The sequence below is a fragment of the Pseudomonas sp. MS01C9 genome, assembly GCF_058202755.1.
In genome coordinates, this window is record NZ_CM177073.1 from 1210783 (window position 1) to 1233945 (window position 23163).

Consider the following 23163-nt stretch of genomic DNA (forward strand, 5'->3'; position numbering starts at 1 on the left):
CCCGCTCCCGGGCGGGCATGCCGCCAGGGACGCGCCGCGTTCCGCTTCTGCATGGTGATGCGCAGCGTCAAGAGGGCATTCCCACACGGAGCATGGGAACGATCAACATTCCTTATTGGGGTGTGAACAGACCTCCCCCTGTGGCGAGGGAATTCAAGCCAGCTGGCTGCGCAACTGCCGTGCCGCCGCCACCATGTTCACCAGCGCCGCCTCGGTCTCGGGCCATGCGCGGGTCTTCAGGCCACAGTCGGGGTTGATCCACAGCTGTTCGGCGGGGATCCGCTCGACCGCCTTGCTCACCAACGCAACCATCTCGGCGGTGTCCGGTACCCGTGGCGAATGGATGTCGTAGACACCCGGGCCAATGTCGTTCGGGTAGTCGAACGCTTCGAAGGCATCGAGCAGTTCCATGTCCGAGCGGGAGGTTTCGATGGTGATGACATCGGCATCCATGTCGGCGATGGCCTGGATCACGTCATTGAACTCGCTGTAGCACATGTGGGTGTGGATCTGGGTTTCATCCCGTACTCCCGACGCGCTCAAGCGAAACGCCTCCACGGCCCAGTCCAGGTACTCCTGCCATTGCCCGCGACGCAGCGGCAACCCCTCGCGGAACGCCGCCTCGTCGATCTGCACGATGCGGATCCCGGCAGCCTCCAGGTCCAGCACTTCGTCACGCAGGGCCAGTGCCAGTTGTTGCGCCTGGGTTTGGCGCGACACGTCTTCGCGCGGAAAGGACCACATCAGCATGGTCACCGGGCCGGTGAGCATGCCTTTCATGACCTTGTCGGTCAGGCTTTGGGCGTAGCGGATCCAGTCGACAGTCATGGCCTTGGGGCGGCTGATGTCACCATAAATGATGGCCGGCTTGACGCAGCGCGAGCCGTAACTCTGCACCCAACCGAAACGTGTGAAGGCGTAGCCGTCCAGTTGTTCGGCGAAGTATTCCACCATGTCGTTGCGCTCGGCTTCGCCATGGACCAGCACGTCCAGGCCCAGGCGTTCCTGGATCTGCACGGCGTGGCGGATCTCGGTGTGCATGGCGTCCTGATAATCGTTGGCCGACAGCTTGCCCTGCCGGTATGCCTGGCGTGCCAGGCGAATGGCCGGGGTCTGCGGGAACGAGCCGATGGTGGTCGTGGGGAAGGCCGGCAACTTCAGCCGCGCGCGCTGCTGCTCGATCCGTTGCGCGAAAGGCGAACGGCGCTGGCTGTCCTGCGGGCCGATCGCAGCGAGGCGGGCCTGGACCTCGGGTTTGTGAATGCGCGTCGAGGCGGCGCGGCGGGCCTGCGCGTCGCGGCTTTCGGCCAGGGCCTGGCGAGCGCCGGGGGCAAGTGGATCGTTCAGCGCATCGCGCAGCACGGCCACTTCGCCACACTTCTGCACGGCGAAGGCCAGCCAGCCCTTGAGTTCGGGATCGAGCCGGTCTTCGCGTTCCAGATCCACCGGGCTGTGCAGCAACGAGCACGACGTGCTCACCCAGAGGTTGTCGCCGAAACGCTCCTGGGCCGGCTGCAGTTGCGCCAGCGCCTGTTCCAGTTCGCAACGCCAGACATTGCGGCCATTGACCAGGCCCACCGACAGGATCTTGTAGCTGGGCAGGCGATCCAGGACCTGGCCCAGTTGCTCCGGCGCCCGGACTGCATCGATGTGCAAGCCGTCCACCGGCAGGCCCACGGCCAGGCCCAGGTTGTCCTGCAAGCCGCTGAAATAGGTCGCCACCAGTTTCTTCAGGGGTGAATACTGAAGAATGTGATAAGCCCGCTCGAAGGCGTTTTTCCAGGCCTGGGGCAGGTCTAGGGTGAGGATCGGCTCGTCGATCTGCACCCATTCCACACCCTGGGCTTTCAGGCGATTGAGGATCTCGCCGTAGACCGGCAACAACCGCTCCAGCAACTCGAGCCTGTCGAAATCCTGCCCCTTGGCCTTGCCCAGCCACAGGTACGTGAGGGGGCCGATGATCACCGGTTTGACCCGATGTCCCAGGGCGTGGGCTTCGTCCACCTCATCGAACAGCTGCGACCAGCTCAGGCTGAAGGTCTGTCCGGCGCAAAACTCCGGGACCAGATAGTGGTAATTGGTGTCGAACCATTTGGTCAGTTCCTGGGCGTGCTGCGTCTGGCCATGCTCGGCACTGCAGCAAGACACCGTGGCGCCACGGGCCATGGCGAACAAGGTGTCCAGGCTCGGTTGGCCATGGGCGTCGAGGGTCGCGTGGAATCGCTCCGGCACGGCTCCCAGGGTCAAGGTGTGGCTGAGCACCTGGTCGTACCAGGCGAAATCCCCCACCGGCAGCAGGTCTATCCCGGCGTCTTTCTGCAATTGCCAGTGCCGGGCCCGCAATTCACGGCCCACCGCCTGCAACCCGGCCGTGTCCAGGTCGCCCTTCCAGTAGGCTTCAAGCGCTTTTTTCAGTTCTCGGTCGGCGCCGATGCGGGGAAATCCCAAGGTGTGGGCCAGGGCCATGGTGTGCGTCCTCCTGTAAAAGATGCCGCCATTGTCGACAGCCAGCCCCACATGAGACAAACTCAACCTTTTCGTGTTGATCACAAGTTTTCTTCATGGAGCCTCCGGTGCTTGAACTCCGTCACCTCAAGACCCTGCACGCATTGCGCGAAGCCGACAGCCTGGTGGAGGCCGCCGAACGCCTGCACCTGACCCAGTCCGCGCTGTCCCACCAGTTCAAGGAACTGGAGGAGCGCCTGGGCATGCAGTTGTTCGTACGCAAGACCAAACCGGTACGGTTCACCAGCGCCGGCCTGCGCCTGTTGCAACTGGCCGATGCGACCCTGCCCTTGCTGCGCAGCGCCGAGCGGGACATTGCCCGGCTGGCCGGGGGGACCGCCGGACGCTTGCACATGGCGATCGAGTGCCACAGTTGCTTCCAGTGGCTGATGCCCACCATCGACCAGTTTCGCGATGCCTGGCCGGAAGTCGAACTGGACCTGGCCTCCGGCTTCGCCTTCGCCCCGCTGCCGGCCCTGGCCCGGGGCGACCTGGACCTGGTGGTGACCTCCGATCCCCTGGAGCTGGCGGGCATTACCTACGTGCCGCTGTTCACCTACGAAGCCATGCTGGCCGTCGCCAACCAGCATCGGCTGGCGGGCAAACCCTACATCGTGCCCGAGGACCTGGTCAGCGAAACCCTGATTACATATCCGGTGGAGCGGGATCGACTGGACATCTTCACCCGCTTCCTGGAACCGGCCGACATCGAACCGGCCCAGGTCCGCACGTCCGAACTGACGGTGATGATGATGCAACTGGTGGCCAGCGGCCGCGGCGTGTGCGGCATGCCCCACTGGGCGCTGCATGAATACAGTTCACGGGGTTATGTGAAAGCCAAGCGGCTGGGAGAAAAGGGCCTGTTCGCCACGTTGTACGCCGCGGTACGGACCGACATGCTCGATGCTCCCTATATGCGCGACTTCCTGCTGACGGCCAAGGACACCTCGTTTTCCACGCTGGACGGGGTCAGCGCCGTTCGGTGAAGCGCGTTGTGGCAAGGGGACGGATCCCCTTGCCAGAAAAGAGCTCGACCATCATGGCCGGTTGGCCTACAGCTCGAGCCACATGTGAATCTTGTCGAAGTACTCGTCGCCCCCGCGGATCGCCATCGGCTCGAGGCCGTACAGCACGAAGCCGCAACGCTGGTAGAGCTTGATGGCCGGGTCGTTGCCGGCGGTGACGGTCAGTTGCACCAGGCGCAGGAAGTCATGCCGACGGGCCTCGGCCAGGGCAGCCTCCAGCAGGCGCTGACCGAGGCCCCGATGACGATGGGCATCGTCGACATACATGCCGAACAGCGTTGCCTTGTGCCGGGCCTTTTGCCGATGGTCCAGGGCCAGGCCGACGATTGCGGCCAGCTCGTCGGCCACGAACGCCCCCAGGACCACATCGAACCGGCCGGTCAGGCGTGACTCCCACCAGTTCATGGGCATGGCCGCCCGCTCGCTGACGCTGGAGGTAAAGGCCTGCGGATGACGCTCGTAGGCCTGCAGCATCAACTCGCGATACGCCTGGGCATCGCCAGCGCGCAGCCGTCGAATGCTCATGCGGTCCGCCGTTGCTCGAACATCAGCCGCAGCGCCAGCCCGCCCAGGACAAACCCCATGAAATAGCGCTGTGCCGCCAGCCAGGTGGGGTTATGAACGAACCACGAGGCGATGCCCGCGGCAAACAGCGCAATCAGCAGGTTGACGCTGAAACTGACGCTGATCTGGGTCAGCCCGAGGATGATGCTCTGGGTAAACAGCGAACCGTGTTCCGGGCTGATGAACTGCGGGAACACCGACAGGTAGAACATCGCGATCTTCGGATTCAGGGCGCTGGTGAGAAACCCCATGGTGATCAGCTTGCGCGTCGAATCCGCCGGCAGCTGCCGGGCTTCGAACGGCGAGCGCGCCCCGGGCCTGAGTGCCTGCCAGGCCAGCCACAACAGGTACAGCGCACCGGCCCATTTCAAGACTTCATAGGCCATGGGCACCGCCATGAACACCGCCGTCAGCCCCGCAGCCGCGGCGAACATGTGCACGAAGAAACCCGCGACCACCCCCAGCAGGGACGTGACCCCGGCCTTGCGGCCCTGGCAGATCGAGCGGGAAATCAGGTAGATCATGTTCGGCCCGGGCGTGAGCACCATCAGCAACGCGGCGGCGGCGAAGATCAGCAGGTCCGGCAGAGGAATCATGGGCATCGATCCTTGAGTCAGCAGGTCGCAAGACAGGTGGTTCGATAAAACGGCAGGATCGCCTCGCCTGTCAACGGCGCCAGCAAAAGCCCTCCGTCACCGGCCGGATCGATCCAGCGCACTTCCTCGATTTCGGCGGCGGGCGACACCGGGGCATCGATGCTCAAGAGGAACACTTGCGCCTCTACGACAAACCCCGGCTCGTTGGCCGCCGGCGCGCTGAACGCCCCCAGGTAGCGGGCCTGCGTCGGATCGATGGCCAGGCCTAGCTCTTCGTCCAGCTCACGGGCCAGGGCCTGCACCGGTTGTTCATGGGCCTCGATCTTGCCGCCCGGCTGCATGAAGGCACGGGTGCCACGCTTGCGCACCAGCAGGGTACGACCGTCCGGCCCGATCAACAGGGCGGCGGCGATGCGAATAACGGAAGTGCTCATGAATGCTCGGCCTCGACGCAAAAAATGCCGCCAAGGTTACAGACCGAAGTGGCGGGGAGCAAAGCCGGATGCCCGTTTCAGGATCCGCAGATCCCGCCTGATGCAAGGCAATGCAATCGATTAAAGCAGAGGCATCGTGGCGAGGGAGCTTGCTCCCTCGCCACGATGCCTCTGCACAACGCTCGAACGAACAGCAGCCCAGGCACCCGTCAGACTCCGTTTACCCCAGCATCGGCTTCGGCGCGGCAGGGTCCGCTTCCTCGGGAATCTTGACGAATACGCTGTACCGGGCCCCTTCCATCGCTTCGAAGGCGATGAGCTTATCCACCAGCGGGGCACTCAGGACCTTGCCGGCGTTGAGCAACAACATGCCGTTATCCGCGTTCAGGTTACGGGCCAGGACCATGCCCGCCGTCAGTTCACGGGTGTTCATCACCTTCACCGTCGGGTCGGACAGGGTCACGTCTTCCAGGTATTCGCCACAGGCCTTGATGAAGTCTTCCACCATGTCCGGGTCGTACAGCTTGCCGGCATATTTGCGGATGTAGACCAGCGCTTCGTCGCTGTTCATCTGTCGCTCGAGAATCAGCCCGCGCTGCAGCTCGATGAAGTCCACCGCCAGCTTCAACAGCCGCGAACCGAAGGGAATGGCCTCGCCCTTGAGATGGTCGGGAAAGCCGCTGCCGTCCCAGCGCTCCTGGTGATGCAGGATGATGCGCGCCGCGTCCTTCATCGGGTCCAGGGTCATCAGCAGCGATTCGCTCTGCTTGGGATAGGCGCGATACAGCTCCAGCTCGTTGTGGTGCAGCAGGTCGGCCGGCGTGGTCATCATGTTGTCGGTCCAGCTCAGCTTGCCGATGTTGTACAGCGCCGCGGCCATGGTCAGGTCGCGGTCGGTTGACTCGTCGAGGAAATGCAGCCGGCTATACACCCGGATCAGCTCGATGATCTGCCGGTTGGTCTGCTTGGCCTTGGGCAGGCGCAGGTTGGCGATCAGCGAGAACACCTCGGTACCGGTCACGTAACTGCGCTTGAGCTCTTCATAGGCCAGGTCGAGCATGTCGGCGGTCTGCTGCAGCTCGGCGGTGCGTGACGCCACGCGCTTTTCCAGGGTCGCGTTGAGGGTCTTGAGCTGCTGGTTCTGCTCGCGGTTCAACGCTTCGAGGCGCTGGCGCTCGTTTTCCGAATGCTGGTGGGCCAGGGCCTGGCGTAGCGCCTGCACCAGTTCCTCGTCGTTCCAGGGCTTGCTGAGGTAGCGATAGAGCTGCCCCTCGTTGATGGCCTTGGTCATCATGTCTACGTCGGCGTAGCCGGTGAGCAGGATGCGCAACGTCGACGGATACAGCTTGCGAATGTGCGCCAGCAGCGTGGCGCCATCCATGTTGGGCATGCGTGCATCGGTCATCACCAGATCGACCGGCCGCTCCTTGAGGATTTCCAGGGCCTTGGCACCGCTGTCGGCCAGCAGGATCTCATAAGGCTGGCTACGCAATAAACGCCGCAGGCTATTGAGAATCGACTCCTCGTCATCCACCAGCAGCACCGTCGGCTTCGTGACCGGAACGTCCGGCGATTGATCTTCCATAGCTACCCCCTCCTGTAAACGACAACAGTTCTACCCACCCCCGCATAAGAACAGGCTAGTAGATCGCGAAGATTTAGGCACGATTTGCCATCACTGGCCGAGCGCATCCCGATCGGACGACTATGCTGTACCCCATGAAGGGCCAAGTACAGGCCAGATTACTCATGCCAGTGAAAGGGATATCCGATGTGCCCACGGTTCAATCGTCAGCATCTCCCCGGTGCACGGCCATGAGCCTGCCCCTGGACAAGGCCAACCGGCGGATTCTGATCGTCGACGACACCCAGACGATCCATGAGGATTTCCGCAAGATCCTCAGCCCCCAGGAGGCCCCCGAAGACAGCCTGAGCAGTGCCGAGGAGGCTTTGTTCGGCGCTCCGGTGGCGGCGGCCAGCCACAGTTTCATCCTCGATTCGGCCTTCCAGGGCATGGAAGCCCTGAACAAGGTGGAAACGGCGCTGGAACAGGGCCAGCCCTACGCCATGGCCTTCATCGACATGCGCATGCCCCCTGGCTGGGATGGCCTGGAAACCATCGAGCGGCTGTGGCGCGTCGATCCCAAGCTGCAAGTGGCACTGTGCACCGCCTATTCGGACTATTCCTGGGAGGACATCGCCGATCGTCTCGAACTGGGCGACCGCCTGCTGATCCTGAAAAAACCCTTCGACGCCATCGAGATCCGCCAGATGGCCAGCACCCTGACCGTCAAATGGCAGATGACCGAAGACGCCGCGCTGAAAATGGACATGCTCGAACAGGCGGTGCAAGAACGCACCCGGGAGCTGGCGGACGCCAACATCATCGTGCAGAACAGCCCCACCATCCTCTATCGCCTGCGCGGCGAACCGCCGTTTCCCTTGATGTACATCTCCCACAACATCACCAAGTTCGGTCATGTGGCGGCGCAACTGGTCAACTCGCCTGAATGGGCACAGATGCTGATCCATCCGGACGACCAGGCCAAGATCGACCAGGCCATGGTGCGCGTGCTGGATCGTGACACGACGGGGGCCTCCATCGAGTTTCGCATGCGCACCGGCGACGGCTCGTTCCGCTGGGTGGAAAACCGCTACATTCCGGTGCGTAACGAACAGGGCCTGCTCCTGGAGGTGGAAGGGATCATCCTGGACATCACCGAACGCAAGCTGGCCGAGGAAAAGATCGCCCTGCTGGCCCGCACCGACAGCCTGACCGGCCTGGCCAACCGCGCCACGGTGATCGAGCGCCTGCACCAGGCCTTCGCCGCCGCGCGTCGGGGCGCCGCGCCGTTTGCGATGTTCTACCTGGACCTGGACCACTTCAAGCGGATCAACGACACCCTGGGCCACCCCATCGGCGACCTGCTGTTGCAGGAGGTCGCCAAGCGCCTGAAAGACTGTACCAGGGAGAACGATGTGGTGGCGCGCCTGGGCGGCGACGAGTTCGCCATCCTGCAACTGGACGTCCACGAGCCGACCCATTGTGCGGCCCTGGCGGCCAAGATCCGCGATACCCTGGTGGCGCCCTACTCCCTGGACGGCAACGATGTGCGGATTTCCGTGAGCATCGGCATCGCCCTGTACACCCCCCAGAGCCCGAGCGCCGACAGCCTGATGGCGCAGTCCGACATGGCCCTGTACCGCTCCAAGGAAAAAGGCCGGAACCAGTACCACTTCCACAATGAAGAGATCAACCAGGAGGTTACCGACCGGGTCACCCTGACCAACGACCTGCGCCAGGCCATCGAGAACAACGAGTTGCAGTTGCACTACCTGCCGGAGGTCGACCTCGGCACCGGCAAGATCCTGGGCATGGGTGTCCAGGTGCGCTGGAAGCATCCCGAACGGGGCTGGCTGGAACCTTCGGCGTTCATGCCGGCGGCCGAGAAGAGCGGGATCATCGTCGCCCTCGGCCATTGGGTGCTCGACCAGGCCTGCCAGCAGATGCGCCAGTGGCGCGACCAGGGCATGGCGCCCCCGGTCATCGCCATCGACCTGTCCCTGACCCAGCTCAAGACCGGCCCGGAGCTGATCTACGATGTCCTGCGCACCACCGCACGTTGGGAACTGGCGCCCTGGGACCTGCGCTTCGACGTGACCGAAGCCACCCTGGCCCAGACCAAGTGGACCCACAACGACGTGCTGCCGCGGCTGTGCGAGTTGGGCGTGCAGATCGCCATCGACGACTTCGGCACCGAGTATTCCTCCTTCGATTACCTCAAGACCTATCGGGTCAACCACCTCAAGCTCGCCCAGAGGTTTCTCGACAGCGCCAACGCCGACCCCGAGAACGCCACGACCCTGCGGGCGATCATCAATTTCGCCCGGGACGTGGGCATCGGGATCATTGCCGAAGGCGTCGAGACCCAGGAGCAACGCACCACGCTGATGTCCAGCGGCAGCGGCGGGCCGATCCTGGCCCAGGGTCACTACTTCAGCACGGTGGTGGACAGCGGCCAGGCCGGAGAACTGCTCAAGGCCGGTACCATCGTTCCCGTGACGGATCATTGGACACGGCCCGCGAGCCAGCTGTCGGAGAGCAATCCATGAACCCTATGTCGGTACCTGCCAACCGGCGAATCCTGGTGGTGGACGATACGCCGGCGATCCACCAGGATTTTCGCAAGATCCTCAGCCCCAGCGCCGGCAGCGACGACTCGCTGGACGACACCGAGAGCCTGCTGTTCGGCACGCCCCAGGTGAGCCGGCTGCAGTTCCAGATCGACTCGGCCTATCAGGGCGAAGAAGCCCTGGAACTGGTCAAGCGCGCCCAGGCCGAAGGCCAGCCTTATGCACTGGTGTTCGCCGACATGCGCATGCCGCCGGGCTGGGACGGCCTGCAGACCATCGAGCGTCTCTGGGAAGCCGACCCGCGGCTGCAGATCGCCCTGTGTACGGCGTTTTCGGATTACACCTGGGAAACCATGTCGGAGCGCATCGAATTCGACGACCAGCTGCTGATCCTCAAGAAACCGTTCGACACCCTGGAAATCCGCCAGATGGCCAGTGCCATGACCTGGAAATGGCAACTGGCCCAGGATGCGGCGCGCAAGATGCGCAGCCTGGAGCGCACCATCGAGGAGCGGGTCCAGGAACTGCTCAAGGTGTCGCACCTGCTGCAATACGACGTGCTCACCGAGCTGCCCAACAGCATGCTGCTGGGCGATCGCCTGACCCAGGCCATGGCCCAGTGCCGCCGGCATGACCGGCAACTGGCGGTCATGTTCATCGGACTGGACCGCTTCAAGCGCATCAACAACGCCCTGGGGCATCCGGTGGGCGATGAAATGCTCAAGCGTGTGGCCAGGACCCTGGCTACCGTGGTGCGCGAATCCGATTCGGTGTTTCGCTACGGCTCCGACGAGTTCGTGGTGGTGCTGGGTGACGTCACGGATCCGCAGCAGATCAAGGGTGTGGCGGAAAAACTGCTGACGGCCATCAGCACGCCCCACCCCATCGATGGACATGACCTGACCGTCACCGCGAGCCTGGGGGTCAGCCTGTACCCGGCCGACGGTTTCGATGCGGTGGCGTTGATCAAGAAAGCCGAGACGGCGATGCGCAACGTCAAGGAGACCGGGCCCAACGACTACCGTTTCTTCACCGAAGACATGAACCGCCGGGCCCGCCAGCAACAGACCATCGAGTCCGGCTTGCGCCTGGCCCTGCAACGCAAGGAGTTCGTGCTGCATTACCAGCCCAAGCTGGACCTGCACACTGGCAAGGTGGTCGGCGTCGAGGCGCTGGTGCGCTGGGACCGGCCCGGCCACGGGCTGATTTACCCGTCGGATTTCATCCCGGTGGCCGAGGACAGCGGCCTGATCGTGCCCCTGAGCCAGTGGGTGCTCCAGGAAGCCTGCCAGCAGGCCTGCCGCTGGCAGGCCCAGGGCATGAAGCCGCTGTACCTGTCGGTGAACGTCTCGGCCATCGATTTCCGGCAACGAGGCTTCGTAGAAGGCATCGCCCACACCCTCAAGGAAACCGGGCTGGACCCGACACAGTTAGAACTGGAGATCACCGAAAGCGTGTTGATGCAGAACATCGACACCACCGTCGCCGTCCTCAAGGCCATCAAGCAACTGGGGATACGCCTGGCCATCGACGACTTCGGTACTGGCTATTCGAGCCTGAGCTACCTGCAGAAATTTCCGGTGGATGTGCTGAAGATCGACCAGTCGTTCGTGGGCGACCTGAGCATCGACAGCAACGACGCCAAGCTGGTGAGCACCATCATCAGCCTGGGCAGGAGCCTGAACCTGCACATCATCGCCGAAGGCGTGGAAACCCTTGAGCAACTGGAATTCCTCAAGGCCCACCAGTGCGAGGAAGCCCAGGGGTACTACTTCAGCAGGGCAGTGGAGCCGCAAGCCTTTGTCCAGTGGGTAGCCGAGTGGGAACAACGTCCGAACCCGTTTTCATGAATCCCCAGGATTCATCCACCCAGAGATTCAAGGAAGCATCCGATGGCGTCATCTGTATCGTTATTGGCTCTCGGCCTGCTCATGGGCTTGGGCCTGACCGCCCATGCCGCCCCCCTCGACGAACCGCTCAAACCGTTGCCTCCCATTCCTGCCCTGGACCCCAAGCGTGTCCAGCTCGGCCAGCGCCTGTTCCATGATCCACGGCTATCGGTCAACAACACCCTGTCCTGCGCCAGTTGCCATCGCCTGGACAAGGGCGGCGCCGACGACAAACCGTTTTCCCTGGGCTTCGACGGCAAGCCGGTGGAGGTCAATACCCCCACCGTGTTCAACGCCAGCCTGAACTTCCACCAGTTCTGGGACGGTCGCGTCGACACCCTGGAAGAACAGGTGCATGTGGTCGTGACCAGCCCCGCGGAAATGGGCAGTACCTGGGAAATCGTGGTCAAGCGCATCGCCGACGACCCGGGCTACGCCAAGGACTTTGCCGACGCCTACCCCGACGGGGTCACCCAACCGAACATCAAGCATGCCCTGGCCGACTTCGAACGCACCCTGCTGACCCCCAACTCGCGCTTCGACAAATATCTGCTGGGCGACACCGATATCCTCACGCCCAGGGAAAAGTTCGGCTACCAGCGTTTCAAGGAATACGGCTGCATCGCCTGCCACCAGGGGGTGAACATCGGCGGCAACATGTTCCAGAAATTCGGCGTCATGGGTGATTACATCCAGGACCGGGGCCACCCTGCCCGGGCCGACGAAGGTCGGTTCAACGTCACTGGCGACGAAGCCGACCGCCAGGTCTTCAAGGTCCCCAGCCTGCGCAACGTCGCCGTCACCGCCCCGTATTTCCATGACGGTTCCGCGTCGACCCTGGAACAGGCGGTTCAGGTGATGTTCAAGTACCAGCTAGGGCGTGAGCCCTTGAAGAACGACACGGAGCTGATCGTCGAATTCCTCAAGACCCTGACCGGTGAATGGGAGGGCAAGCCCCTATGAGCCCTCTTCGTCGTATCAGCCTGTTGCTTGTCGGCCTCCTGCTCGCTTCGATCCTGCTGTTCATGTATGTCAATTCCAGTGCACAGCAGGCCGCCTCGTACATCGAGTCCCGGGACCTGATCCGCCTGCTCAAGCAGCAGGACGCCATCTGGGACAACGAAGTGCTCAAGTCACGGATCGCCCTGAGCCACAACTACGACCCGCTGGTCTCGCCGCTGCACGAGATGACGCGCCTGTGGCAGCGCCTGGACGCCATCGAGTCGGAGCCGGGCCGCCACACACCCTCGCGGTGGGAGGGCCTGCGGGACGAATACCTCAAGGCCGTCAAGGAAAAGACCCGCCTGGTGGAACAGTTCAAGTCCCACAATGCGGTGCTGCGCAACTCCCTGGCCTTCCTGCCGACCGCCGAAGATGACATCCAGGCCCAGTTCGCCCAACTGCCCGATACGGAAAAACTGCAACTGCAGAGCGTCACCATCGATACCTACGACCTGCTGCTCAGCAGCATGGAGTTTTCCCATCTCACCACCCCTGAAGTCGCCGCCGAAGTGCTGCTGGGCCTGAACCGGCTCGACATCAACAAAGAGCGCCTGCCGGTGGGACTGGGGGGTTCGGTCGATATCCTGAGCCGGCACATCGCCCTGATCCTGCGCGAACAACCTCGGGTCAACGAATTGTTGCAGGGTATCGAAGCCGTCCCCGTTTCCGATCACCTGGACGCCATCACCCACCTGCTGGAGAAAGACCAGGAGACAGCGGCCCGCAAGCACCAGCGCAACCATGTGTACCTGCTGGTGTTCGCCACGTTCCTGGTGCTGATCCTGATCTGGCTGGCGATCCGGCTGGTGCGCAGCTTCGCCGAGATCAAGCGGGTCAACAGCGCCCTGCAAAGCGCCAACGACGAGCTGGAGCAACGGGTCGAGGAGCGCACCCGCCAGCTCAAGGACACCCAGAGCGAACTGATGGATACCGCCCGCCAGGCCGGCATGGCGGAGATCGCCACCAACGTCCTGCACAACGTGGGCAACGTGCTCAACAGCGTGAATATCTCCGCCGACCTGGTCAGCCGCAAACTGCGCGGCAGCAAGGCCCAGGGGCTGGGCAAGGCGATGCAATTGATCAACGAGCACCCCCACGACCTGGGGCATTTCCTCACCGAAGACGAAAAGGGCAAGCTGCTGCCCGGCTACCTCAACCAGCTGGTGGAGGCCATGGCGGTCGAACAGCAGGGCCTGCTCGATGAACTGGCGCAGTTGAGCAAGAGCGTGGACCACATCAAGGACATCGTCTCCACCCAGCAATCCTACGCCGGTGCCAACAGCCTGATGGAGCCGCTGGTGGTCAGCGAACTGCTCGAAGACGCCCTGCGCATGAATTCCGGTGCCCTGACCCGCCACCATGTAACCGTGATCAAGGAGTACGGCGACGTACCCCGGATCATGGGCGACAAGCACCGCCTGCTGCTGATCCTGATCAACCTGATCAGCAACGCCAAGTACGCCATGGCCGGGGTGTCCAATCATGCGCGGAACATGACCCTGAGCGCCCAAGTGGTGGATGGCGAGACCCTGCAGATCAGCGTCAAGGACGAAGGCGAAGGCATCCCGGCGCAAAACATGACCCGCATCTTCGCCCACGGTTTCACCACCCGCAAGGAAGGCCACGGTTTCGGCCTGCACAGCTGCGCACTGGCGGCCATTGAAATGAACGGCCATCTCACCGCCCACAGTGACGGGCCAGGCACGGGGGCGACGTTCGTGTTGCAAGTGCCCCTGAAACTCGCGGAAGGTGAGCCATGAACAGCCTGAGCAACCGGCGCATCCTGCTGATCGACGATACGCCTGCCATTCATGACGATTTCCGCAAGATCCTCACGCCCCAGGACGACAGCAACACGGACCTGCAAGACATGGAGAACGCCCTGTTCGGCGAGGCACCGAAACCTGTCGGCCCGGTCTTCGAACTCGACTCGGCCTATGGCGGGCAGGAAGGCTTGAACAAGCTGCTGCAGGCGCTGGAAAAGGATCGTCCGTACGCCCTGGCCTTCGTTGACATGCGCATGCCCGAGGGCTGGGACGGCGCCAGGACCATCGAGGAACTCTGGAAACGCGACCCGCAATTGCAGGTGGTGGTCTGCACCGCTTATTCGGATTACTCCTGGGATGAACTACTGGACCGCTTGAACGGCCATGACCGGCTGCTGATCCTGAAGAAGCCCTTCGACAACATCGAAGTCCAGCAGATGGCCAACACCCTGACCACCAAGTGGGAAATGACCTCCCGCGCACAGTTGAAGATGAACAAGCTCGAAGAGCTGGTGGAACAACGGACCCAGGCGTTCAAGCAGGCCAGCTCCTTGCTGCAGATGGAAATCGACGAACGCAAGATGCTGGAAACCCAACTGGTGCAATCGGAAAAGCTCGCCTCCCTGGGCCAGTTGGCCGCCGGGGTCGCCCATGAGATCAACAACCCGATCGGCTTCATTTCCTCCAACCTGGGGGCGCTGGACGGTTACTTCGGCAAACTGGAGGAAATGCTCCTGGCTTATGGCAGCGCCGAACAGGCCATCGCCTCGCCGGAGACGGTGGTGCGCCTGGCGAAGCTGCGCGAACAGGTGGAACTGGACTTTCTCGTCGAAGACATACCGCTGCTGATCAAGGAGTCCAAGGACGGCATCGCCCGGGTCGGACAGATCGTCAAGGACCTCAAGGACTTCTCCCGGGTCGACTCCAACCAGGAATGGCAGATGGCGAATCTGCAACAGGGCATGGACTCGACCCTGAACATCGTGGCCAACGAGATCAAGTACAAGGCCGACGTGGTCAAGGAGTACACCCCTCTACCGGAAGTCGAGTGCCTGCCGTCGCAGATCAACCAGGTGATCATGAACCTGATCGTCAACGCCGCCCAGGCCATCGGCCCGGAGCGCGGCACCATCACCCTGCGCAACGGCGTGGAGGGTGATCGCGTCTGGATCGAAGTCGCCGACAACGGCTCGGGCATCCCGCCGGAAACCCTGCAAAAGATCTTCGACCCGTTCTTCACCACCAAGCCCATCGGCCAGGGCACGGGGCTTGGTCTGTCGCTGTCCTATGGGATCGTGAAGAAACACAATGGGGAGATTACGGTCAGCAGCGAGGTCGGCGTGGGCACCACGTTCCGGGTGGAGTTGCCGGTTCGGCAGATGAAGCAGGTGGGGTAAGCGATCCGGATGCAGTCGCCTGTTCCGTGACGAGGCATACCTGCAGCCACTGGATAATCGACTCCAACCTTCGGATGCCTACCCATACCTGTCAGGTTTGACAGTAGACGAGCATTGCCTGTCGATTGAACATCCCTGCATCAAATGTTCACTCTCGGGGAAGGCTCCCATGTTGAATCGGCGAGATCTGCTCAGGTTCACATCGCTTTGCGCAACATTTGCCTCATTGAAGCTTCCCCTGACGGCTGTCGGTGACACCGCGCAAATCGATGACACCAATCGTTTCACTTACGAAAAGCTGATCACGCTCGCCGAAAAAATGGCGATGAAACCGTACGTACGGCCCGCCACTCCTGCGCAATCCTCTCTATCGAAAATCGACTACAACGCGCGAGGTCTTATCCGCTTCGACACCACTCGTGCACTGTTCGCGAAGGGACCCGGCAAATATCCGCTCACGTTTTTCCATCTGGGCGACCTTTTCCGCGTCCCGGTCAAGATGCATGTCATCGCCAACGGCATCTCCCAACCTATCGATTACGACAAGACGCTATTCAGCATGCCTGCCGACAGCCCCGCTCAGGCACTTGGAGCCGACAGCGGTTTTGCCGGTTTTCGATTCCAGGAAAGTCGCCTGGGAAACCAGAAGAAACTCGATTGGAAACAAAACGACTGGGTGGCTTTTCTGGGGGCCTCGTATTTTCGAGCCATTGGCGAACAGTATCAGTATGGAATTTCAGCCCGGGGTATAGCACTGGACGTTGCTTCGGCGAGCAAGGCTGAAGAATTTCCGGACTTCACCCACTTCTGGTTCGAGACGCCAACCCATGACCAACAGTCGGCCATGACGGTCTACGCATTGCTCGATAGCAGCAGTCTGTGTGGCGCTTATCGTTTTGTGATCAGCCGCACCGAAGGGGTACTGATGGACATCGAGGCCGAGCTGTTCCTGCGCCAGGATATCGATCGCTTCGGCATCGCCCCGCTGACGTCCATGTTTTGGTTCGGTGAACCGGCCAAGCTGACGGCTATCGACTGGCGCCCCGAGGTCCACGACTCCGATGGACTGGCGCTTTGGACGGGAACGGGCGAGCACATCTGGCGCCCACTGAACAATCCTGCACGTACCATGGCTTCGGCATTTTCAGACAACAATCCCCGCGGATTCGGACTGCTTCAACGTGACCGATCTTTCGCCAATTATCTGGACAGGGTCCAGTATCAGCGCCGCCCCAGCGTATGGGTAGAACCTCTGGAGGACTGGGGCGAAGGAAGCGTACAACTGGTGGAAATCCCGACCGACGACGAAATCCACGACAACATCGTCGCGATGTGGGTCCCCAAGGAGCCCGCCGAAGCCGGCAATCACTACCGCTTGAAATATCGTTTGCATTGGCTTTCCGATGAGCCGTATCCCAGCAATCTGGCACGCTGCGTAGCCACACGCCTGGGGACTGGGGGCATTCCAGGCTCCCCGCGTCCCAAGGGAGTACGCAAATTCGTTGTGGAGTTCATGGGAGCGCCGCTTGAAACGCTGACCTGCGACACGAAGCCACAAGCCGTGCTATGGGCGTCCAGAGGATCGTTCTCTAACGTTTTGACCGCGTCCATGCCAGGCAGCGGGCTGCCGGGGCACTGGCACGCTCAATTCGATCTGACTGCCGAGGGCAGCGAGCCGGTCGAGATGCGCCTGTATTTGCGCCTTGGGAAAGAAACGCTTTCCGAAACCTGGCTCTTCCAGTACCACCCCTTCAACTCAAAACCCCAGGCACTGGCGCAGCAAGCGTCCCTTCGCTCATCCCCCGTCACCCCCAAGGCCTAGTCCCATGACGAGCATACGCGTGACCACGATGACCCTGATGGTTGTCTTGATCGTCATGATCGGTGTTCATCCCGCGCCCCGGGCCGGCGAGCGAGCCGGGAAACCGCAGGAAGACGCGGTTTTTATCGAACACTTGATCAACCAGATGACCCTTGAGGAAAAGGCCGGTCAACTGACCCAACTGGCCGTTCACATCACCCCGATGGGAGCCACTGTCGACGTCAAGGATGGACCCACCATCGGTATCACTGAGGCAGGTTCCCTGATAGGTGCTTATGGCGCCGAGCACACGGCGGCGCTACAACGCGAAGCCATCCAGAATGCGCGTCTGCACATTCCGCTGCTGTTCGCCTTCGATGTGATCCACGGCTTCCGTACTGTATTCCCCGTACCGCTGGCCGAGGCGTCGGCCTGGGACCCGGAGCTGTCTCGACGAACCGCCCGGGCAGCAGCCGTCGAAGCCACGGCGAGCGGCTTGCATTGGACGTATGCGCCGATGGTGGATATCGCACGGGACCCACGTTGGGGAAGAGTCGTCGAAGGAGCCGGCGAAGATCCTTTCCTGGGCGCAGCCTTGGCAGCCTCTCGAGTGGGCGGTTTCCGCGGCCAGGGCGTTCCCGATACATCGGCCATCCTGAGCACCGCAAAGCATTTTGTCGGCTACGGCGCCGCCGAGGGGGGGCGTGACTACAACACCTCGGATATGTCCGAGCGAACGCTCGAGGAAGTCTACCTCCCACCGTTTCGTGCCGCCGTACAGGCCGGCGTCGATTCGATCATGCCCGGCTACAACGATATGGACAGCACGCCGATGCACGCCAGTCAAAGACTGATCAATGACAAGCTGCGCGGTGAATGGGGATTCAAAGGGATAGTCGTCAGTGATTACCAGGCCATCGGTGACCTGATACAGCATGGCGTCGCCTCGACAAAGCAAGAGGCAGCCCGACTGGCGCTGGGCGCTACAGTGGACATTGCCATGGTCAGCGGCAACTATGCCACGGAGCTCCCTGCTCTGGTACGTAGCGGTCGACTCCCCACCCCCTTGGTCGATGATGCGGTGCGACGCGTGCTTGAGACCAAACAACGGCTGGGCCTGTTCGACGACCCTTATCGATACAGCGACCCGGCTCGCGAAAAAGCGCTGACAATGACACCCCACGCGCGCGCGCTGGCACGAGAGGCCGCACAGAAATCCATTGTGCTGCTAAAAAATGACGGGGACTTGCTACCGCTGTCGAAAAGCCTGCGAAAGATTCTCGTGGTCGGCGCCTTGGCAAATGATGCCCAGTCCACCCTGGGCCCCTGGTTCGGCGTCGGTCGTGCCGAAGAGTCGATAACGGTACTAGAGGGCATAAGACGTGCGGTATCGCCCACAACTGACGTTGTCCATATGGCTGGCGCCTCTCCCGACAGCCTCGATATTTCCGGTCTCGAAGAGGCTCGGGACGCCGCCAGCGACGCCGATGTGATTGTTGCGGTGCTCGGCGAGACGGCCAACATGAGTGGAGAGGCGCGCAGCCGCACCTCCCTTGATTTACCCGGGGCGCAAGACACGCTTTGGGCGCAATTGCAAAGCACTGGCAAACCCATGGTCGTGGTTCTCATGAACGGCCGCCCGTTGGCCATACAGGCCATGGACAGACAAGTGCCCGCCATCATCGAGGCCTGGTTCCTGGGATCCGAAATGGGAAATGCCGTGGCCGATGTGCTGTTTGGCGATGTAAACCCCAGCGGCAAACTTCCTGTCACGTTTCCGCGCACCGTCGGCCAGATTCCTCTTTACCATGCGCATAAAAACACCGGACGACCGCCGGACAAAGCCAATCTCTTCACTTCCAGATACACGGATGAAGAATGGACCCCTCTTTACCCCTTCGGTCACGGCTTGAGCTACACCACGTTCAGCTACGGATCACCTGAGCTCAGCAAACGGCAACTGACCTTCGATGAGACGCTCGGCGTGCAGGTTGATGTGCGCAATAGCGGCCAACGAGCCGGTGAGGAAATCGTCCAGTTGTACCTACGGCAGAACATCGCCAGCTACACGCGCCCGGTGCGTACGTTGCGTGGCTTTACCAAGGTCCGACTGGCCCCGGGTGAAACGAAGACCGTCGAGTTCCTGCTGGATCAGGATGACTTCGCGTTACTGGGCCCGGACCTGCTGCGGTTCGTCGAAATGGGGACTTTCCAGGTGTTCGTCGGAGGCAGCTCCACCACCACCAATGGGGCAAGCTTCGACGTCACGACCAGTGCCCGACTGCCGGTCCAGCACTCCGCAATTCCACGCCTGCCGCGGGAAAATGTCTCGCGTTGAACCCACTCTCACCCAGACCAGACGACCAGACCCGCTCCTGGGCGAGCCTAGGGCCTTTTGCGCACACGACACTTATGAAAAAGCCCCGATCAATCGATCGGGGCTTGCGGTTTCATCCAGGGCGGCTACGAAGCCGCTCCAACCGAACCTTGGGCAACGCCCCTCGGTTGCAACTTGAAGACATGGAACAGCACCGTCAGCAATACCAGGAACGCCGGCCCCACATACAGCGCCACGCGGGTATCCGGGAAATACGCCATCAGGCCCACCACCAGCACCAGGAATGCCAGCGCCAGGTACGAACTGACCGGGTACAGCCACATACGGTATTTCAGCGCGGCACGCTCGGAAGTGCTCAGGCCCCTGCGGAATCTGAGCTGGGCCAGCAGGATCATCACCCAGGTCCAGATCGCGCCGAAGGTGGCGATGGACGTCACCCAGACGAAGACTTTCTCAGGCACCAGGTAATTGAGCAGCACACCCACCAGCAACGCGGCGATGGACAGCAGCAATGCACGACGCGGTACACCGTTGGCCGAAGTGGTGGCGAAACCGGCCGGGGCCTGGCCGTTCTGCGCCAGGCTGTAGAGCATCCGCCCGGTACTGAAGATACCGCCGTTGCAGGACGACAGCGCGGCGGTGATCACCACGAAGTTGATGATGCCGGCGGCGGTCTTGATGCCCAGGCGTTCGAAGGTCATCACGAACGGGCTGCCCTGGGTACCGATCTCGTTCCACGGGTAGATCGACAGGATCACGAACAGCGCGCCGACGTAGAACAGCAGGATCCGCCAGAACACCGAGCCGATGGCGTTGGGGATGGTTTTCTGCGGGTTCTTCGCCTCACCGGCGGTCAGGCCGATCATCTCCACGCCCAGGTACGCGAACATCACCATCTGCAGGGACATCAGCACGCCGGACACGCCGTTGGGCATGAAGCCGCCGTGGGCCCAGAGGTTGGAAATGCCCAGGGCCACGCCATCGTTGCCGAACCCGAAGGCGATGATGCCGACGCCGCCGATGACCATGGCGATGATGGTCACGATCTTGATCAGGGCGAACCAGAACTCGAACTCACCGAAGGCCTTGACCGCGATCAGGTTGATCGAGCCCATGCTGACCAGTGCGGCCAGGGCCCAGATCCAGCGTGGTACGTCGGGAAACCAGATACCCATGTACACCGCCACCGCCGTGATCTCGGCGACGCAAGTCACCAGCCACAGGAACCAGTAGTTCCAACCGGTCAGGAAACCTGCCAGCGGCCCGAGGTAATCCTGGGCATAGCGGCTGAACGAACCGGCCACCGGGTTGTGCACGGCCATCTCGCCGAGAGCGCGCATGATTACCAGGATCGCCAGGCCGCCAATGATGTAGGACAGCATGATCGCCGGGCCAGCCATCTCGATGGCCTTGGCCGAACCGAGGAACAGCCCGACACCGATGCAGGCGCCGAGCGCCATGAGGCGGATGTGGCGCTCGCCGAGCTCACGTTTGAGCGGACCACCCTGAGCGGTCTCGCCATGGGGCAGATGATTGCCGACAGGCATAGGGATACAACCTCGTTTTGTTATTGGATTGACCACCGGGTTTCCAAGACCACGGGCCGAAGCCTGCCGCCTTGCCGAAACCGGGTCTGTTTCGTGGACAGACCGTCCTGGAGACCAGAGCCTCAAGACCGATGGGTCGTGCAGTATAAAAAGCCGGGGATAGAGAGATTCACTGTAAAACCAGGGAAATTCAGGGATAAGCCTCAGGGAAAACCGTGTTTTTGGAGATGTATTATCTGGATGAGAGACGTTTCCAAAAGCGCCGCGCAGTATTGCACAGAGAGGATTCAGCGTCATGCCTGGGGCCAGGGCGATGGCTCTGGCACAAGGCTTTCAGGCGCCTGTGACCGTCGGGGCGGGAGGATTATCTGTGGCGAGGGGATCGGACATCGCCTTGGTTGACCGGACGCCTTCTCGTATCATCAGTCCACCACACGCGGAATGATGTTAGTGAACCAGTCACCTGAAAGCGCCTCGCCAAAAACCACTAACGCCACTGGCCCGAAATGGGATGTCGGCGAAGCGGTCAGCCAGCTATCCTGGGACGACTTGCGGATCATCAAAATCCTGAGTGACTGTGGCAACCGCGCCGCTACGGCGAAGAAGCTCGGCATCAACGTCTCCACCGTCTCGCGCCGGGTCGCGCAGGTGGAGAAAACGCTGGGGGTCGCGCTGTTCGATCATCGCAAGGCGGGGTATCTGCTGACTGCCGAAGGTGTAGAGCTGCGTGCACTGGCAGAGCGAGTCGAACTGGACATTGTCAGTGTGACTCGCAGGGTTTCCCGTGTCGGCCAGGGCCCGCTGGGAAAACTGAGGATTACCACCAGCGACTCGCTTCTGCTGTACTTCCTTACACCGATCATCGCGGACTTCAAAACCCTCAATGAGGGGATCACCATTGAAGTGTTGGTCGGCAACCAGACGCTGAGCCTTGCGAGAGACGAGTCAGACATTGCGGTGCGCGCGACGAAGAAGCCGGCTGATACTCTGGTAGGTCGCAAGCTCGCCAACATTGCCTGGGCCCCGTATGGCAGCGCCAAGCAGGCAGCGATTGCCGATCCATTCGCCGATGGACAGTCGTGGGTTTCCTACTCGGGTGGCCTGTGCGGCTTGAAGGCAACCCGTTATGTCGAATGTCGGGTTCCCCCCGAGTACATTGCCTACCGCACTGATTCCGTGGCTGCAGCGAGCGCCGCGATTGCGGCGGGCCTGGGTTTTGGTTTCCTTCCCTGCATGCTGGGCGACATTACTCCAGGACTGCTTCGGGCCGGCCCAGTGGTGCAGGAGCTTCAGGATGAGCTATGGCTGCTTACCCATCAGGACATCAGGAAGTCCTGGCGAGTGAAAGCTTTCATGACATTCTGCGCGGCTGCTGTGGCCGACCTCAAACCGCTGGTCGAAGGTCGGCAGGCCATCCCGGCTTCTTAGTAGAAACCGGGAACGTCGGTCATTTGGCCTGGGCGCCAATCACGGCACGGCACACAATCTCGATGAGCTGTGGACGCTGTGCAAGCCGCGACACACCGATAATATTACTGGCCGCCTGCGGGCGCTCAGTGCCATAGGCCGCCTTGCGCACCTTGCCGACAACGGCAAAGGCCGCGTCCATGTCCAACACATACAGCGTCTCTTCAACGACATCCTGCATCGTGGCGCCATACAGGGCCAGCAACTTGGCAATGTTGTCGTAGGAAACCCGCATCTGTTCGCCCATCGACGAGAAATCGCTCGGGCGACCGTCAGCATCCAGCCGGGCCGGCGCTACCAGATTACCCTCTTCGTCATGGCTGAACTGGCCGGAGACGAAGATCTCGCTCCCAACCCGCCGCGCCTGCGGGTAGCCGTAGCCCTCTTCCCATGGAACGCCCCAGTAGGCGGTGTCGTCGTTGAAAGGTCGTGAAGCGGCCATTGGATTCTCCTTAGCGAATGATGGGATCGACGTGATCCGACTGGCCGAAAGCCTAACACCGGATTGAACGCTACCCCTGGTGCATTAATGCGCCTCCAAAGGCGCAAAAGTACGCCACCGTTTCGCTGAGTGCTTCGCTATCCTGGGATATCGCTCCGACAACCCGCCGAAAAATTCTCGCCACCGCCGAGCAAAAGGGTCGGAATGATATAGAAACCAGCCTCCCCTTCCCCGAGTGATTTCAAAGAGGTCTACC

Annotated in this window: 16 protein-coding genes; 9 read left to right on the forward strand and 7 right to left on the reverse strand. The window is 61.8% G+C overall.

All coding sequences use genetic code 11. The features are described from left to right. Window positions 1–153: 153 nt before the first annotated feature. Window positions 154–2466 (reverse strand): 5-methyltetrahydropteroyltriglutamate--homocysteine S-methyltransferase, encoded by a 2313-nt coding sequence (gene metE / locus AC1M7R_RS05620; RefSeq protein ID WP_072395282.1) that lies wholly within the window; start codon window positions 2464–2466, stop codon window positions 154–156. Between the two features lie 107 nt (window positions 2467–2573). Here metE and metR point away from each other — a divergent pair, with 107 nt between their 5' ends. Beyond that, window positions 2574–3491: a transcriptional regulator MetR gene (gene metR / locus AC1M7R_RS05625; RefSeq protein ID WP_072395284.1), complete on the forward strand. Its 918-nt coding sequence runs from the start codon at window positions 2574–2576 to the stop codon at window positions 3489–3491. Between the two features lie 66 nt (window positions 3492–3557). On the opposite strand, the gene AC1M7R_RS05630 is transcribed toward metR, so the two are convergent. The 4 genes from AC1M7R_RS05630 to nosR all read right to left on the reverse strand — a co-directional run bounded on the left by AC1M7R_RS05630 (window position 3558) and on the right by nosR (window position 6709). Further along, window positions 3558–4055: a GNAT family N-acetyltransferase gene (locus AC1M7R_RS05630; RefSeq protein ID WP_123595750.1), complete on the reverse strand. Its 498-nt coding sequence runs from the start codon at window positions 4053–4055 to the stop codon at window positions 3558–3560. Beyond that, window positions 4052–4690 (reverse strand): LysE family translocator, encoded by a 639-nt coding sequence (locus tag AC1M7R_RS05635; RefSeq protein ID WP_072395288.1) that lies wholly within the window; start codon window positions 4688–4690, stop codon window positions 4052–4054. Before AC1M7R_RS05635 ends, AC1M7R_RS05630 begins: the two co-directional genes overlap by 4 nt. Before the next feature lie 17 nt (window positions 4691–4707). Further along, a complete protein-coding gene (locus AC1M7R_RS05640; RefSeq protein ID WP_072395299.1) occupies window positions 4708–5124 on the reverse strand; it encodes an NUDIX hydrolase in 417 nt (138 codons plus the stop codon). 220 nt (window positions 5125–5344) lie between these two features. Continuing rightward, window positions 5345–6709: a response regulator c-di-GMP phosphodiesterase, NosR family gene (nosR, locus tag AC1M7R_RS05645; protein WP_072395302.1), complete on the reverse strand. Its 1365-nt coding sequence runs from the start codon at window positions 6707–6709 to the stop codon at window positions 5345–5347. Window positions 6710–6939: 230 nt separating this feature from the next. Here nosR and AC1M7R_RS05650 point away from each other — a divergent pair, with 230 nt between their 5' ends. The 7 genes from AC1M7R_RS05650 (at window position 6940) to AC1M7R_RS05680 (ending at window position 19451) form a co-directional block, all read left to right on the forward strand. Then, the gene (locus AC1M7R_RS05650; protein WP_076406341.1) at window positions 6940–9237 is read left to right on the forward strand and encodes a GGDEF/EAL domain-containing response regulator; all 2298 of its coding nucleotides are present in this window, start codon (window positions 6940–6942) and stop codon (window positions 9235–9237) included. Further along, complete coding sequence (locus AC1M7R_RS05655; protein WP_072395306.1) at window positions 9234–11108, forward strand: putative bifunctional diguanylate cyclase/phosphodiesterase; 1875 nt, start codon at window positions 9234–9236, stop codon at window positions 11106–11108. The genes AC1M7R_RS05650 and AC1M7R_RS05655 overlap by 4 nt, the downstream gene beginning before the upstream one ends. A 42-nt stretch (window positions 11109–11150) precedes the next feature. Next, entirely contained in the window at window positions 11151–12110 is a 960-nt protein-coding gene (locus AC1M7R_RS05660) for a cytochrome-c peroxidase (RefSeq protein ID WP_490610289.1), read from the forward strand. After that, window positions 12107–13909: a DAHL domain-containing protein gene (locus tag AC1M7R_RS05665; protein WP_490610290.1), complete on the forward strand. Its 1803-nt coding sequence runs from the start codon at window positions 12107–12109 to the stop codon at window positions 13907–13909. The genes AC1M7R_RS05660 and AC1M7R_RS05665 overlap by 4 nt, the downstream gene beginning before the upstream one ends. After that, window positions 13906–15312, forward strand: coding sequence for an ATP-binding protein (locus AC1M7R_RS05670; RefSeq protein ID WP_490610291.1), 1407 nt, complete (start codon window positions 13906–13908; stop codon window positions 15310–15312). The genes AC1M7R_RS05665 and AC1M7R_RS05670 overlap by 4 nt, the downstream gene beginning before the upstream one ends. A 169-nt stretch (window positions 15313–15481) precedes the next feature. Beyond that, the gene (locus tag AC1M7R_RS05675; protein WP_072395314.1) at window positions 15482–17134 is read left to right on the forward strand and encodes an OpgD/OpgG family glucan biosynthesis protein; all 1653 of its coding nucleotides are present in this window, start codon (window positions 15482–15484) and stop codon (window positions 17132–17134) included. A gap of 28 nt (window positions 17135–17162) precedes the next feature. Further along, window positions 17163–19451: a glycoside hydrolase family 3 N-terminal domain-containing protein gene (locus AC1M7R_RS05680; RefSeq protein WP_490610475.1), complete on the forward strand. Its 2289-nt coding sequence runs from the start codon at window positions 17163–17165 to the stop codon at window positions 19449–19451. Between the two features lie 125 nt (window positions 19452–19576). On the opposite strand, the gene AC1M7R_RS05685 is transcribed toward AC1M7R_RS05680, so the two are convergent. Then, window positions 19577–20998 (reverse strand): amino acid permease, encoded by a 1422-nt coding sequence (locus AC1M7R_RS05685; RefSeq protein WP_072459654.1) that lies wholly within the window; start codon window positions 20996–20998, stop codon window positions 19577–19579. A 441-nt stretch (window positions 20999–21439) separates the two neighbouring features. Between AC1M7R_RS05685 and AC1M7R_RS05690 the strand changes: the two genes are divergently transcribed. Beyond that, window positions 21440–22426, forward strand: coding sequence for a LysR family transcriptional regulator (locus AC1M7R_RS05690; protein ID WP_371304280.1), 987 nt, complete (start codon window positions 21440–21442; stop codon window positions 22424–22426). Window positions 22427–22445: 19 nt separating this feature from the next. Here AC1M7R_RS05690 and AC1M7R_RS05695 read toward each other — a convergent pair whose 3' ends face one another. After that, on the reverse strand, window positions 22446–22907 hold the full coding sequence (locus AC1M7R_RS05695; protein ID WP_072395320.1) for a RidA family protein: 462 nt from the start codon (window positions 22905–22907) through the stop codon (window positions 22446–22448). Between the last annotated feature and the right edge of the window lie 256 nt (window positions 22908–23163).

Bases quoted from the DNA above. Each gene is read 5' to 3' on its own strand.
- AC1M7R_RS05675 (WP_072395314.1), top strand. From the start codon at position 15,482: ATGTTGAATCGGCGAGATCTGCTCAGGTTCACATCGCTTTGCGCAACA.
- AC1M7R_RS05630 (WP_123595750.1), bottom strand. From the start codon at position 4,055: ATGAGCATTCGACGGCTGCGCGCTGGCGATGCCCAGGCGTATCGCGAG.
- nosR (WP_072395302.1), bottom strand. From the start codon at position 6,709: ATGGAAGATCAATCGCCGGACGTTCCGGTCACGAAGCCGACGGTGCTG.
- AC1M7R_RS05690 (WP_371304280.1), top strand. From the start codon at position 21,440: ATGATGTTAGTGAACCAGTCACCTGAAAGCGCCTCGCCAAAAACCACT.
- AC1M7R_RS05640 (WP_072395299.1), bottom strand. From the start codon at position 5,124: ATGAGCACTTCCGTTATTCGCATCGCCGCCGCCCTGTTGATCGGGCCG.
- AC1M7R_RS05655 (WP_072395306.1), top strand. From the start codon at position 9,234: ATGAACCCTATGTCGGTACCTGCCAACCGGCGAATCCTGGTGGTGGAC.
- AC1M7R_RS05685 (WP_072459654.1), bottom strand. From the start codon at position 20,998: ATGCCTGTCGGCAATCATCTGCCCCATGGCGAGACCGCTCAGGGTGGT.
- metE (WP_072395282.1), bottom strand. From the start codon at position 2,466: ATGGCCCTGGCCCACACCTTGGGATTTCCCCGCATCGGCGCCGACCGA.
- AC1M7R_RS05670 (WP_490610291.1), top strand. From the start codon at position 13,906: ATGAACAGCCTGAGCAACCGGCGCATCCTGCTGATCGACGATACGCCT.
- AC1M7R_RS05650 (WP_076406341.1), top strand. From the start codon at position 6,940: ATGAGCCTGCCCCTGGACAAGGCCAACCGGCGGATTCTGATCGTCGAC.
- AC1M7R_RS05680 (WP_490610475.1), top strand. From the start codon at position 17,163: ATGACCCTGATGGTTGTCTTGATCGTCATGATCGGTGTTCATCCCGCG.
- AC1M7R_RS05660 (WP_490610289.1), top strand. From the start codon at position 11,151: ATGGCGTCATCTGTATCGTTATTGGCTCTCGGCCTGCTCATGGGCTTG.
- AC1M7R_RS05635 (WP_072395288.1), bottom strand. From the start codon at position 4,690: ATGATTCCTCTGCCGGACCTGCTGATCTTCGCCGCCGCCGCGTTGCTG.
- AC1M7R_RS05695 (WP_072395320.1), bottom strand. From the start codon at position 22,907: ATGGCCGCTTCACGACCTTTCAACGACGACACCGCCTACTGGGGCGTT.
- AC1M7R_RS05665 (WP_490610290.1), top strand. From the start codon at position 12,107: ATGAGCCCTCTTCGTCGTATCAGCCTGTTGCTTGTCGGCCTCCTGCTC.